Origin of the sequence: Erwinia sp., assembly GCF_049696395.1 — a bacterium.
Taxonomy (GTDB): domain Bacteria; phylum Pseudomonadota; class Gammaproteobacteria; order Enterobacterales; family Enterobacteriaceae; genus Erwinia.
Genome location: NZ_JBAVTT010000083.1, coordinates 14,303 through 28,190, shown reverse-complemented (window position 1 = coordinate 28,190; position 13,888 = coordinate 14,303). Strand labels below are relative to the sequence as shown.

General features: G+C 55.1%; 10 protein-coding genes. 3 read left to right on the top strand and 7 right to left on the bottom strand.

Translation table 11 applies throughout. From position 1 onward, the window contains the following. Nucleotides 1-55: 55 nt before the first annotated feature. The 5 genes from gsiD to WCC56_RS10780 form a co-directional block, all read right to left on the bottom strand. The gene (gene gsiD / locus WCC56_RS10800; protein WP_424692369.1) at nucleotides 56-961 is read right to left on the bottom strand and encodes a glutathione ABC transporter permease GsiD; all 906 of its coding nucleotides are present in this window, start codon (nucleotides 959-961) and stop codon (nucleotides 56-58) included. Between the two features lie 9 nt (nucleotides 962-970). Next, a complete protein-coding gene (gene gsiC, locus WCC56_RS10795) occupies nucleotides 971-1,891 on the bottom strand; it encodes a glutathione ABC transporter permease GsiC (protein WP_424692368.1) in 921 nt (306 codons plus the stop codon). A 66-nt stretch (nucleotides 1,892-1,957) separates the two neighbouring features. Next, nucleotides 1,958-3,493, bottom strand: a complete 1,536-nt coding sequence (gsiB, locus tag WCC56_RS10790; protein ID WP_424692371.1) for a glutathione ABC transporter substrate-binding protein GsiB — start codon at nucleotides 3,491-3,493, stop codon at nucleotides 1,958-1,960. 48 nt (nucleotides 3,494-3,541) lie between these two features. Further along, nucleotides 3,542-5,398 carry a glutathione ABC transporter ATP-binding protein GsiA gene (gene gsiA / locus WCC56_RS10785; RefSeq protein WP_424692367.1) on the bottom strand — a complete coding sequence of 619 codons (1,857 nt, stop codon included), beginning with the start codon at nucleotides 5,396-5,398 and terminating at the stop codon, nucleotides 3,542-3,544. Between the two features lie 9 nt (nucleotides 5,399-5,407). Then, nucleotides 5,408-6,370, bottom strand: a complete 963-nt coding sequence (locus WCC56_RS10780; protein ID WP_424692366.1) for an isoaspartyl peptidase/L-asparaginase — start codon at nucleotides 6,368-6,370, stop codon at nucleotides 5,408-5,410. A gap of 253 nt (nucleotides 6,371-6,623) precedes the next feature. Between WCC56_RS10780 and moeA the strand changes: the two genes are divergently transcribed. The 3 genes from moeA to WCC56_RS10765 all read left to right on the top strand — a co-directional run bounded on the left by moeA (nucleotide 6,624) and on the right by WCC56_RS10765 (nucleotide 10,291). Beyond that, nucleotides 6,624-7,856 carry a molybdopterin molybdotransferase MoeA gene (gene moeA, locus WCC56_RS10775; RefSeq protein ID WP_424692365.1) on the top strand — a complete coding sequence of 411 codons (1,233 nt, stop codon included), beginning with the start codon at nucleotides 6,624-6,626 and terminating at the stop codon, nucleotides 7,854-7,856. A gap of 1 nt (nucleotide 7,857) precedes the next feature. Continuing rightward, on the top strand, nucleotides 7,858-8,610 hold the full coding sequence (gene moeB / locus WCC56_RS10770; protein ID WP_424692364.1) for a molybdopterin-synthase adenylyltransferase MoeB: 753 nt from the start codon (nucleotides 7,858-7,860) through the stop codon (nucleotides 8,608-8,610). Between the two features lie 139 nt (nucleotides 8,611-8,749). Next, nucleotides 8,750-10,291, top strand: a complete 1,542-nt coding sequence (locus tag WCC56_RS10765; RefSeq protein WP_424692363.1) for a sensor domain-containing diguanylate cyclase — start codon at nucleotides 8,750-8,752, stop codon at nucleotides 10,289-10,291. Between the two features lie 88 nt (nucleotides 10,292-10,379). Here WCC56_RS10765 and WCC56_RS10760 read toward each other — a convergent pair whose 3' ends face one another. Then, nucleotides 10,380-11,975 carry an ABC-F family ATPase gene (locus WCC56_RS10760; protein WP_424692362.1) on the bottom strand — a complete coding sequence of 532 codons (1,596 nt, stop codon included), beginning with the start codon at nucleotides 11,973-11,975 and terminating at the stop codon, nucleotides 10,380-10,382. A gap of 106 nt (nucleotides 11,976-12,081) precedes the next feature. After that, complete coding sequence (locus tag WCC56_RS10755; protein WP_424692361.1) at nucleotides 12,082-13,569, bottom strand: sugar porter family MFS transporter; 1,488 nt, start codon at nucleotides 13,567-13,569, stop codon at nucleotides 12,082-12,084. Nucleotides 13,570-13,888 lie beyond the last annotated feature (319 nt).

Here is a 13,888-nt window from a genome sequence, read left to right as displayed (position 1 = left end):
CAAGCCTGGCACAGAACGCTGCAGCGCGCGCCTGTGAGCAACGCGCTGATAAAAATCAGGTCTTCAGCTTAGGATCCAGCGCGTCTCGCAAACCATCGCCCAGCAGGTTGAAAGCCAGCACCGTCAGGAAAATAGCCAGGCTGGGAAAGATAGCGACATGCGGAGCCATCACCATATCGGCGCGGGCTTCATTCAGCATTGCTCCCCACTCCGGCGTGGGTGGCTGCGCGCCAAGCCCCAGGAAGGACAAACTGGCAGCCGTGATAATCGAGGTGCCAATTCGCATGGTGAAATAGACCACGATCGACGAGATCGTCCCAGGAAGAATGTGCCGCATAATGATGGTGAAATCAGAAGCGCCAATACTGCGGGCAGACTCGATAAACGTCATATGTTTAAGCACCAGAGTGTTGCCACGCACCAGGCGCGCAAAGGCCGGGATACTGAAGATCGCCACCGCAACAATCACATTGGACATACCAGAGCCTAAAATGGCTACCACGGCCAGCGCCAGCAGGATGCCAGGAAACGCGAACAGCACATCGCTGATGCGCATGATAATGCGGTCCCACCAGCCTTCATAGTAGCCCGCCAGCAGTCCCAACAAAGTGCCAATGGCGGCGCCAATCGCTACCGAGAAAAAGCCGGAAATCAGTGATAACCGCGTCCCTGACAGCACACGGCTGAAGATATCCCTTCCCAGTGAGTCCACGCCAAACCAGTGCATCATCGACGGGCCTTCGGTCAGCCTGTCGTAGTCAAAATAGTTCTCAGCATCGAACGGCACGATCCAGGGCGCGATAATAGCCACCACAATCAGCAGCAGCACAAACCCGCCAGCCACCATCGCCACGGGCTGCCTTTTGAAACGTCGCCAGAATTCCCGCCAGGGTGTCCGCACACGATGTTGGTCAATCGATGGCATCGCGGACAGCGCCGCGCTACGTCGCCAGTTTTTCATCGCGGGTCCTTATTTGTAACGAATCGCGGGGTTGATGGCGGCGTAAAGCATGTCCACAACCAGGTTAATGAGAATAAATTCCAGCGAGAACAGCAGCACTTCAGCCTGAACGACCGGGTAATCACGCATTTCTACCGAATCTACCAGCAGACGCCCCAGCCCAGGCCAGTTGAAGACCACTTCCACTACAATAGAGCCGCCCAGCAGGAAACCAAACTGCAGACCCATCATGGTGACCACGGGGATCATCGCATTGCGCAGTCCGTGCTTCACTACCACCAGCGTTTCGCGCACGCCCTTAGCCCGCGCGGTACGCATGTAATCTTCCTGCATCACCTCAACAAACGAGGCGCGTGTAAAGCGAGCCATAACGGCCGCCACCGCCGCACCCAGCGTGATGGAAGGTAAAATGTAGTGCTTCCAGCCATCGGCCCCCACGGTGGGCAGCCAGCCTAATTCTACTGAGAACACCTGCATCAACAGCATGCCCAGCGCAAAAGCCGGGAACGAGATGCCGGAAACGGCCAAAGTCATTCCCAGGCGGTCAGGCCAGCGGTTACGCCATACTGCGGAGGTAATCCCGATGCTCATGCCAAAAATCACTGACCACACCATGCTGCTTAACGTCAGCCATAAGGTCGGGAAAAACCGGGCGGCAATCTCAGCCGAGACCGGCCGCTTCGACACCATCGACTGACCAAAATCGCCCTGCACAGCGTTGCTGATAAAGTGCCAGAACTGCTGGATCATCGGCTGATCGAGGCCTAACTGCTGACGAACTAACGCCACCACCGTTGCATCGGCTTCCGGTCCGGCAATCAGCCTGGCAGGATCGCCCGGCAGCATATGAACAAACAGGAACACCAGCACTGCCACAATCAGCAGTGTGGGGATCAGTCCCAGTAAGCGTCTGATAAAATAATTGAGCATGCGTCATCCTGCGCTTAAGACAACCACGCCTCCCCTAATGAGAGGCGCAGTGACCGTTAGCGGGGTTTACTTCAGATCGGCGTCGTCAAAGCTGAACGACGTGTCCGGCATCACGTAGAAGCCCGTCAGGTTTTTAGTGTTAGCTGAAACCAGTTTCTCCACCACCAGCGGGACCCAAGGCTGCTCTTTCCAGATAATGTCCTGAGCATCTTTGTACAGCGCGGCCTTCTTCTCTGCGTCAGTGGTTTTCAACGCATCGGTCAAATCGCTGTCCACCTTAGTGTTGCTGTAAAATGCGGTATTGAAGATAGTTGGCGGCCAGGACTGAGTCGCAAACAGCGGCGTCAGTGCCCAGTTGGCTTCACCTGTAGAAGCAGACCAGCCGGTGTAAAACATACGCACACCGCTCTCTTTCTGCCCTTTATCCTCCACTTCTGCCGCACGCTGCCCCGCATCCATCGCGGTCAGTGTGGCTTTGATCCCCACCTGAGCCAGCTGCTGCTGAGTGAACTGCAACACTTTTTGCGCGGTACTGTGGTTATGCGATGACCACAAAGTGGTGGTGAACCCGTTCGGGAAGCCCGCTTCTTTCAGCAGTTCACGCGCCTTTGCCGGATTGTATTCCGGGGCAGGATAAGTCTGCGCGTATTGAATGGCTGGCGGCACAATACCCGTTGCTGGCGTGGCATAACCGGCAAACGCCACCTTCACCAGCGCCTGGCGATTGATCGCGTAGTTGATGGCTTCACGGACTTTCGGGTTATCGAACGGCTTCTGCGTCACGTTAAAGCTGATGTAACGCTGCATGATAGAAGGCGAAGTCACCAGATCCAGCTTGGTGTTTTTCTCCAACAGCTTGGCCTGCTCGTAAGGGATCGGGAAGGCAAAGTTAGCCTCACCGGTCTGCAGCATCGCTGCACGGGTGTTGTTATCCACTACCGGGCGCCAGGTGATGGTATCCAACTTCGGATAGCCTTTCTTCCAGTAACCAGCAAACTTCTTCACCTTAACGAAATCAGTCTGATTCCAGGTGTCCAGCTCATACGGGCCGGTACCAACCGGGTGGAAACCAATCTCTTTACCGTATTTTTTCAACGCGGTCGGCGAAATCATCGCAGCGGCCGGGCTGGCCAGCGTATTGATAAAGGCGGAGAACGGCTGTTTCAGGGTAATTTTCACCGTTGTCGGATCGAGTACCTCGGTGGTCGCTACGGATTTGAACAGGTTGTAGCGCTTCAGGTGATTGTCAGGATTGCTGGCGCGATCCAGGTTGACCTTCACCGCTTCTGCATTGAAGTCACTGCCATCCTGGAACTTGATGCCGCTGCGCAGTTTGATGGTGTAGGTCAGGCCATCTTTGCTGGCGTCGTAGCTTTCTGCCAGCACGTTGACCAGTTTCATGTCCTTATCAAAGCCAAACAGGCCCTGATAAAACGACTTGGCCACCGCCTGCGACAAGGTATCGTTTGCGTCGTAAGGATCTAAAGTGGTGAAGTTAGACCCCACGGCAATCACGGCATCTTTCGCAGCCCAGGCCGGTATTGCGGCAAAGCTGCTTAGCAATCCAGCCGTTAACAGTAACTTACGTTTGCTATGAATCATCATTGTGCGTTCATCTCCTGAAGTCCTTGTTGTCGTTGTGCAGCAATATCAGGCTCCGCCAATCGCATGGCGGGCAACATAGTGTCCGGCGCTCACTTCAATCAGCGGCGCCACTACCGGCTCGTCCCCGAGGGCACGGATCGGGCTGGGAATTTCATCTACCAACAGCGCTCTTTCACGGCGGCGATGGCTCGGGTCTGCCACCGGCACGGCTGACATCAGCTTGCGCGTGTAAGGATGCTGAGGATTTTCAAAGACGGACTGACGTGGGCCGATTTCTACAATTTGCCCGAGATACATCACCGCCACGCGATGGCTGATACGCTCTACAACGGCCATGTCGTGGGAAATAAACAGGAAAGCGATGCCGAACTCTCGCTGGAGGTCGAGCATCAGGTTGACGATTTGCGCCTGAATCGACACGTCCAGCGCTGAGACGGATTCATCGGCAATCACCACTTTCGGATTCAGAGCCAGCGCGCGGGCGATGCAGATCCGCTGACGCTGGCCACCTGAGAATTCGTGCGGATAACGTCGCGCATGTTCAGGGAGCAGCCCCACACGTTCCAGCAGCCAGGCCACGCGATCTTCAGCTGCCTGCCCTTTTGCCAGCTTATGCACCAGCAAGGGTTCCATAATCGAAAAACCGACCGTCAGCCGCGGATCGAGAGAAGCATAGGGATCCTGAAAAATAAACTGAATGTCCCGCCGCAGATGGGAAAGCGCCGGGCCGGAAAGCGTGTCGATGCGCTTACCATCAAAAGTAATGCTGCCGCCCTGGCTTTCAACCAGCCGCAACAATGAGCGCCCGGTGGTGGATTTTCCGCAGCCTGATTCACCCACCAGCGCCAGCGTTTCACCGGGCCTCAGGTCAAAACTGACTTTTTCCACTGCGTGAACCCTGCGGGTAACGCGATTGAAAATGCCACTGCGGATATCAAAGCGCGTCACTAGATCGCGAACCTGCAACACCGGCTCCGCCTCTGGAGAAACGGTATTCTGAGGCACCACGATCTCGTCGCTGTTCTCGAGTGAAATCAAAGGGAATTTTGCCGGGTAAGCTTGACCGGTCATCGAGCCAAGTTTGGGCACGGCGGCCAGCAAAGCTTTGGTATAAGGCTGCTGCGGTGACTTGAAAATCGCCTCTACTGAGCTGGTTTCCACCCCATCGCCACGGTACATAACCTGCACGCGATCGGCCATTTCAGCCACCACGCCCATATCATGAGTGATGAAAATCACCCCCATGTGCATCTCTTTTTGCAGCACGCGGATCAGCTGTAAAATCTGCGCCTGAATGGTCACGTCCAGAGCCGTAGTCGGCTCATCAGCAATCAGCAACGCCGGGCGACAGGAGAGTGCCATAGCAATCATCACTCGCTGCCGCATGCCACCGGAAAGCTGATGAGGAAAACGTGAAAGCACATTTTTCGCTTCAGGAATGCGCACCAGATCCAGCATCCGTTCGGCTTCCTGTAAGGCTTCGCGGTGGCTTTTCCCCTGATGAAGGCGAATAGACTCGGCAATTTGCTCGCCCACCGGGAAGACCGGGTTAAGCGAAGTCATCGGCTCCTGGAAGATCATCGCCATATCCGCGCCACGGATGCCGCGCAGCTGAGATTGACGCGCGCTGGCCAGATCGATGATCTGGCCATTGCGTCTGCGCAGCCACATTTCGCCGCTGTCGATACTGCCGCCACCCTGCTCCACCAGCCGCATTAACGCCAGCGAGGTGACCGATTTCCCGGAGCCTGACTCGCCGACGATCGCCAGCGTCTCGCCGCGCTGCACATCCAGCGACAGGTTGTTAACTGCCTGTACCACGCCTTCTTCCTGGCGGAAGCTCACGCTGAGGTTTCTGACTGAAAGCACCTGCCCGGCAGGCAGGTCAGTGATCACCGGCATCCTGCTTCCTTATTTTTCGCGGTAAATACCAACGTTAGGTGCATCGCCCACATAGCCGTAGCCGCGATACATGCCTTCACTGTTGAAGGGCAGCGCTAGGTTGCCATCACGGTCAACGGCTATCACTCCGCCGCTGCCCCCCAGCACCAGAATCTTTTCCATCACCACGCGATCGCTGGCCTCTTTCAACGACAGCCCGCCGTACTCCATCAGCGCCGCGATATCGTAAGCCGCTAACGTGCGCATAAACACTTCGCCGGTGCCGGTACAGGAAACCGCCACGTTGGCGTTATTCGCATAGCAACCCGCGCCAATAATCGGTGAGTCACCCACTCGACCAGCCTGCTTGTTGGTCATACCGCCGGTAGACGTCGCAGCGGCAAGATTACCGGATAAATCCAGCGCTACCGCACCGACCGTGCCGAACTTGCGATCGGGGTCGAGAGGATCGCCAGAAATTTGCGCCGCGCCATCATGATCCAACACAGCCTGATCGGAGTGCAGCGCACGCTGAAGCTGTTCCCAGCGCTCCGGCGTGGAGAAAAAGTCAGGCGGAACCTGCTCCAGCCCCTGCTCAGCGGCAAACTGCTCTGCGCCTTGCCCAATGAACATCACATGTGGGCTGTGTTCCAGAACGGCTCGGGCGGCCAGAATGGGATTACGAAGAGTGCTGACACCGGCCACGGCACCGGCTTGCAGAGAGCGGCCATCCATCACGCAGGCATCCAGTTCGTGGGTGCCCTGATGAGTAAAGACTGCGCCTTTCCCTGCATTAAATAATGGGCACTCTTCCAGCAAACGAACCGCTTCGGTTACCGCTTCCAACGCGCTGCCGCCGCCAGCCAACACGGCCTGCCCGCTGGCTACAATTCCTGACAAGGCCTGAATATAGTGCTGCTCTTTCTCTGTGCTCATGCTGGCGCGGGCAATTGCTCCCGCACCGCCGTGGATCGCGATGACTGCTCTGGCCATAATCCTGTTACCCTGCGTGCTAAATCAGCATGAAAAACACTGAGTTATGATGAATTTGTTAAGGTATAAGTCGTTTTCGACTATAGGCAGGCTGTAAAGTGATGTAAAGCAGAATGTTCGCTGACTGATAATACCCAAGGGTTCTATGTCATAACCGCCGCCTGGGTAAGCGTGACCAGACCGCGAATTCACGCCATAATAACGCCAACTGACTTGGAACACTGCCTGACTCTTCGGGCACGCTGGAGACTATATGGAAGCCTTTACTGCGGGTTTGATCTCGCTGGACGATGCGCTGGCAAAAATGCTGGCGGCGATTACCCCGGTGACGGCAACGGAAACTCTGCCGCTGACCGCTGCTGCCGGTCGGATCACCGCTTGTGCCGTCACCTCACCGATTGACGTACCGCCTTTTGCTAACTCCGCCATGGATGGGTATGCGTTGAGAATGGCCGATCTGGCTAAACAACCGTTAAAAATTGCCGGAAAAGCCTTTGCAGGCGCGCCTTTTAAAGGTGAATGGCCCGCTGGAACCTGCCTGCGCATTATGACCGGCGCGCCCGTTCCGCCAGGCACAGAAGCGGTGGTGATGCAGGAACAGACCGGCGACGATGGCGATGCGATCCGTATCCTGGCTGACGTGTTCGAAGGCCAGAATATTCGGCTGGCTGGTGAAGATATTGTGCAAGGTGCCACGGTGCTGGAAAGCGGCATCCGGTTGGGCGCCGCGGAGTTACCGTTACTGGCTTCACTTGGTGTTGCTGAAGTCAAAGTGTTGCGCAAACTGCGCGTTGCGCTGTTCTCTACAGGTGATGAATTGCAGCCTGTAGGGCAGCCGCTGGCAGAAGGGCAGATTTATGATACCAACCGGTTTGCCGTCCGTCTGATGCTGGATAAGTTGGGTTGTGAAGTGATCGACCTTGGGATTATCCGCGATGACCAACAGGCACTACGTGAGGCTTTCCGCCAGGCAGACAGCCAGGCCGATGTGGTCATCAGCAGCGGTGGCGTATCGGTAGGTGAAGCCGATTACACCAAACACATGCTGGAAGAGCTGGGCGAAATCAGCTTCTGGAAACTGGCTATCAAGCCTGGTAAACCTTTTGCCTTTGGCCGCCTGGCGGACAGCTGGTTCTGCGGTTTGCCCGGCAATCCGGTGTCTGCCGCCCTCACCTTCTACCAGTTAGTTCAGCCTTTACTGGCAAAACTGACCGGGCAGCAGGGCCCGGTACTGCCTCCTCGACAGACGGTGAAGACGGCAACGGCCCTGAAAAAATCACCTGGTCGCCTCGATTTCCAGCGCGGTATGCTGCAGCGCAATGAGGATGGCGAACTGGAAGTTCACACTACCGGTCCGCAGGGTTCTCATGTCTTCAGTTCGTTTAGCCAGGCCAACTGTTTTATCGTGCTGGAGCGCGATCGCGGTGACGTGGAAGCAGGTGAATGGGTAGAGATCGAGCCGTTCAACAGTCTGCTGGAGGGCTGAAATGCTGCCTGAACTCAGCAACGAAGAGAGCCTGCGCTACAATCGCCAGATTGTTCTGCGCGGCTTTGACTTTGACGGTCAGGAGAAGTTAAAAGCGTCGAAAGCGCTGGTTGTGGGCCTGGGCGGGCTGGGTTGTGCCGCCACACCTTATCTGGCTTCTGCGGGCGTGGGCCATCTCACGCTGCTGGATTTTGATACGGTTTCCCTTTCCAATCTACAGCGGCAGATTTTGCATCGCGACAGCGTGATTGGCCTGACAAAAGTAGAATCGGCCCGCCAGCAGTTAAGCCAACTGAACCCGCATATCACACTGGAAGCGATCGACCAGCAGCTGGATGATGCGCAACTGTCTGAGCTGATTGCCCGCCACGATGTGGTGCTGGACTGTACCGATAACGTTGCCACTCGTGAACAGGTGAACCGGCTCTGTTACGCCAGCAAAACGCCGCTGGTTTCCGGGGCAGCCATTCGCATGGAGGGGCAACTCTCGGTCTTCCGCTGGCAGCAGGATGAGCCCTGCTATCGCTGCATCAGCCGCCTGTTTGGCGATGCAACGCTAAGCTGCGTTGAAGCCGGGGTTATGGCGCCGCTGGTCGGCGTGATTGGCTCCCTGCAGGCCATGGAAGCGATCCGGATCCTGTGCGACTTTGGCAGCAGAGTGCCGGGCAAACTGCTGATGTATGACGCGATGACGCTGCAATTTCGCGACATGAAGGTGGCGAAAGATCCGGCCTGTGAAGTTTGCGCTCACTGATTTTTTCTTCTGCCTTCCGGGCGCTTTTGCTACAAAGCGCCCACTTCCATCCTTTTTTCCAGAATAAAAACAACGCACTCAGCTCTCTGACTCTATAGTTAGGATAAGATATTGTCGGCACTAAAGGAGCGCTGTGTTCATGACCGGGGAGCCTCGTCCACAAGACGTTAATCTGCTGAACCTGAGAAAGATGCTGATTGTTTTTCTGCTGGTGATCAGCGGTGCGGTGTTGATGGTGACTGTCTGGATAGTGATCAACACCTGGGAGCGCATGGTCAATGAAACGCAGAACGACGCGCGGAATCTGTCACAATCCGTTTCCCGTCAGTCTGAAGACTCCTTCATGCAGGTTGAACTGACTTTGCAGGATCTGCGCGATCGCATAACCCTGGTGGGTTTGGATGCAGAGCGGCAAAACTATCTGCGAACGCTGTTAAACACTCGCAAGGCCTCACTGCCTCAACTGCACGGGTTATTTGTTTACGACAGTAAAGGCAACTGGCTGGTCACTTCCGAAGGGACGCTGAAGCAGCACAGCAACAACAGCGATCGCGATTACTTTCGTTACCATCAGCTAAACAACGATCCTGGCGTGCACATCAGCAATGTGATCCGCAGCCGGACGACAGGCGCACTGATTATCCCCGTCTCGATGAGGCTGAATAACAGCGATGGCTCCTTTCGGGGCGTTCTGCTGGCCACTTTACGGATTGACTATTTCCGCCAGATTTTTGGTTATTACAATCTGGGGCAACGGGGCATGATTGCGCTGATCGTCAATAACGGCAATATTCTCTATGCCCGCCCTTTCCCGGACAACACAATTAACCGCAATATCGCCAGAAGCCCGTTATTTACCGAATTGCTTAAAACCTCGCCAGACGGGACTGCCACCTATAAAGCCGCGCTGGATGGTGTGGAGCGCATCTTTGGTTATGCCAGCCTCAAACGCTATCCGCTGGTGGTCACCGTAGGGTTTGACCGAAAGCACCTTGTTCACGCCTGGTTTACCGACCTGGTGATCTATCTGATCCTCTGCAGCCTGCTGTTAATGGTCATTTTCGTACTGGGTTATTTCCTGCTACGCAATCTTGGCCAGAATATTCGCGATCAGGCGGAGCTGGCGCAGGTTCGTGAGCAGCTCACCACCATGAACCGAACGCTGCAAACGCTGGCCCTGGTTGACAGCCTGACTGGACTGGCGAACCGCAGACAATTTGATCTCTATCTGGATCGTGGACTGGAACGCGCCAATAAGCTCAGAAAACCGTTGGCCCTGCTGATGATTGATGTCGACTCTTTCAAAAAGTTTAACGACACCTACGGGCATCTGGCTGGTGATGACTGTCTTAAACGCGTAGGCGATGCGCTGCTCCGGGTCTCGCACCGTTCAGACGATATGATTGCCCGTTACGGTGGTGAGGAATTTGCGGTGATCCTGCCGGGAAGTGATATTGAAGGAGCTTTGCGCTTTGCGCGATCAGCGATTGAAACCGTCGCGGCAATGGCCATCCCTCACCAGAATAACGACCATGAGGCTAAAATCGTCACCATCAGTATTGGCGTCCATGTGCTGCAGGGTGGAGTGCCGGATAATTCCCGTCACGCGTTGATTGGCCAGGCGGATAGAGCCCTGTATCAGGCTAAAATGTTGGGGAAAAACCGGGTTGAAGTGAGTTAACCCATTTTAGGCATAAAAAAAGGGGATCCGAAGATCCCCTTTTCTGTTCACTGGCTGGCGCTGGCTGAAGCCCCGCGCCGGGTCAGTCTTAGTTGTTAATGCCCTGGCTGCGCAGGTAGTCTTCGTAGTTACCGGTGAAGTCGTTGAACTTGCCCGGCACCATTTCAATCACGCGAGTGGCCAGCGAGCTGACGAATTCACGGTCATGGGAAACGAAGATCAACGTCCCTTCGTACATCTCCAGCGCCATGTTGATCGCTTCGATGGATTCCATATCCAGGTGGTTGGTCGGTTCATCCATGATCAGCACGTTGGGTTTTTCCATCATCAGCTTACCAAACAGCATGCGGCCTTTCTCACCACCGGACAGCACTTTAGCGGGCTTTTTGATGTCGTCCTGGCTGAACAGCAAACGACCGAGGATGCCGCGAACAGCCTGCTCGTCATCACTTTCCTGTTTCCACTGGCTCATCCAGTCAAAGACATTCAGATCGTTAGCGAAGTCATGAGCATGATCCTGTGCGTAATAGCCGATGCGGGCATTCTCAGACCATTTCACTTCGCCGTTATCCGGCTGCAGCTCACCCACCAGCGTTTTCAGCAGGGTGGTTTTACCAATCCCGTTCGGGCCAAGGATTGCCAGCTTTTCACCGACTTCCAGCAGCAGGTTAACGTTCTTGAACAGAGGACCCTGATCGAATCCTTTGGTCAGTGATTCGAGCTGCAGCGCGTTACGGAACAGCTTCTTGTCCTGATCAAAACGAATGAACGGGTTTTGACGGCTGGAGGCTTTCACTTCATCCAGCTTGATTTTGTCGATCTGCTTGGCACGGGAAGTCGCCTGACGGGACTTCGAGGCGTTAGCGCTGAAGCGGCTGACGAAGGACTGCAGTTCGTTGATCTGCGCTTTCTTCTTGGCGTTCTCAGACAGCAGACGCTCACGCGACTGGGTTGCCGCCGTCATGTATTCGTCGTAGTTACCCGGATACACGCGCAGCTCGCCGTAATCCAGATCGGCCATATGCGTACAGACCATGTTCAGGAAGTGACGGTCGTGCGAAATGATGATCATGGTGCTGTTACGTTCGTTCAGCACCTGCTCCAGCCAGCGAATCGTATCGATGTCCAGGTTGTTCGTCGGTTCATCAAGCAGCAGCACTTCCGGGTTAGAGAACAGGGCCTGCGCCAGTAACACACGCAGCTTCCAGCCTGGTGCGACTTCGCTCATCGGGCCATAATGCTGTTCCAGCGGAATACCCACGCCTAACAGCAGTTCACCGGCACGCGCTTCAGCGGTGTAACCGTCCATTTCGCCATATTTAACTTCAAGATCGGCCACTTTGTAGCCGTCTTCTTCGGTCATTTCTGGTAAGGCGTAAATGCGGTCGCGCTCTTCTTTCACTTCCCACAGCTCGCCGTGGCCCATGATCACGGTATCCAGCACGGTAAACGCTTCGAAGGCGAACTGATCCTGGCGCAACTTACCGATGCGTTCGTTAGGATCGAGCGACACGTTGCCGCCGGACGGAACCAAATCCCCACCCAGAATTTTCATAAAGGTGGACTTGCCGCTACCGTTGGCACCGATCAGGCCATAGCGGTTGCCGCCGCCAAATTTGACAGAGATGTTTTCGAACAGCGGCTTACTGCCAAACTGCATGGTGACGTTGCTGGAAACTAGCACAGGATTGCCTTTCGTTTGCGATGTGAGAATGTGAACCAGGGCGCATTATGCCAAAAAAAAGGGGCGGCGAATACACCGCCACCCCAGCTACTGTCTTTAGTTCAGGTTAATGGCTTTCTGCCTGGCGTTTTGGCGCAGGCATTGGGCGTGTTTCCACATCGTCGCTCAGCCAGTCGTGCAGATAATGTTCAATCTGCTCCAGGCTGCGATTGCGGGTTTCCGGTACGCATTTCATCACGAACACGGCGCCGAATAAGCCAATAAAAGCAAAGATAAAGAAGGCGCCAGCCAGGCCGACGGAAGCCAGCAGCAACGGGAAGGCCATCGAGATCATAAAGTTGGCAATCCACATCGCAAACACCGCGCCGCCCATAAAGATCCCACGCAAACGAGTGGGGAAGATCTCAGACAGTAGCAGCCAGGTCACCGGCGACAATGCGCCCTGCTGGAAGCTCAGGAACATCAGCATTCCCAGCAACACCATGTAACCACGTAGCACATCGACCTGGCCATTGATCGTTTCCGGCATAAAATAGGTCACGCAGCCGATAAAGAGCAAAGAGGCGGTACAGCCAAACTGACCAATCTTGATCATCGTCCGCCGGCCAATCTTGCCTAACAGCCAGATGCCGACAAACGTCATCAACACTGAAATGGCCCCATTCGCGATGGTGGCAAACAGCGCGGAGTCGGTGCTCATTCCCACCGCTTTCAGCATGGTCGGGGCGTAATACATAATGGTGTTAACACCAGAGGTTTGCTGGATAACCGCAATCCCTACGCCAATCAGAAACAGCTTGAAAAGCCAGGGCTTTTTCAGCTCGCGCAGGCTGGGCTTCGCTTTATTTTCATCCTCGCTGAGGGTTTCCTCAATTTCGGTCATCTCCCACTCAACGTCGCCTTTCGCGCGGGTACGCTCCAGCACTTTTCGCGCTTCAGCCAGGCGCCCTTTCATGGCGTACCAGCGCGGCGTATCCGGCATAAACATCATGCCAAACCATAACGCCACCGCTGGAATAGTGGCTACCGCTAACATCCAGCGCCAGGTGGTTTCGCCACCCCAGGCGGCGTTGAACCCGGCATTTGAGATGTAGGCCAGCATCTGGCCAGAGACAATCATCAGCTCCTGCAAGGTCACTAACTGCCCGCGCTTATTGGCTGGCGCAATTTCGGCGATATACACCGGAACCGTAGCGGAAGCCCCGCCCACCGCAACGCCCAGCACCAGGCGGAAGAAAATCATCCAGTGTACGTCTGGGGCCAGCGCCGTGCCTGCTGCTCCGATAGCAAAGAGCACGGCGAGGATAATGATGATTTTCTTCCGCCCGGCTTGCGCGGCAAAGTGGCCGGCGAACAGGGCACCAAACGCGGCACCGAACAGCAGCGAACTGGTAACCAGCCCGGTGGTGAACGGCGTCAGATGCAATTCATTGCCCATAAAGAGCAACGCGCCGGAGATCACCCCGGTGTCATAACCAAATAACAGACCGCCAAGCGTAGCGACAACCGCGATGATCTTTACGAAGGGTTCCGTGGGGGTCTGACTGTTAGGCCCGGAGGCCCGGCTGGGGGTGAGATACTGTTCTTTTGCCATGGGAGAGTGTTGACCTCTTATTCTTACCTGATGGGAAGGCTCCGATCGGGAAATGAAACAACTAAGCAACATTTACCTTGTATGGCACTCAATTTAGTTTATTTTTTTCATTTCCATTAACAATGAAAATTAAATTTTGAGATACAGCGCGCACTTCACTGACCATTATGTGACCTGCGGCGCATTTATGAAGGGAGTTTCTTGTCTGTCAGGCGGACTCATGCAGCAAAAACAAACTGCTTAAATTTTATTCAACGGGATTCAAAAAATTCATTTCATTTTTATGACCAGAAATTTTCTGCCCGATCTTCTCCCCTTT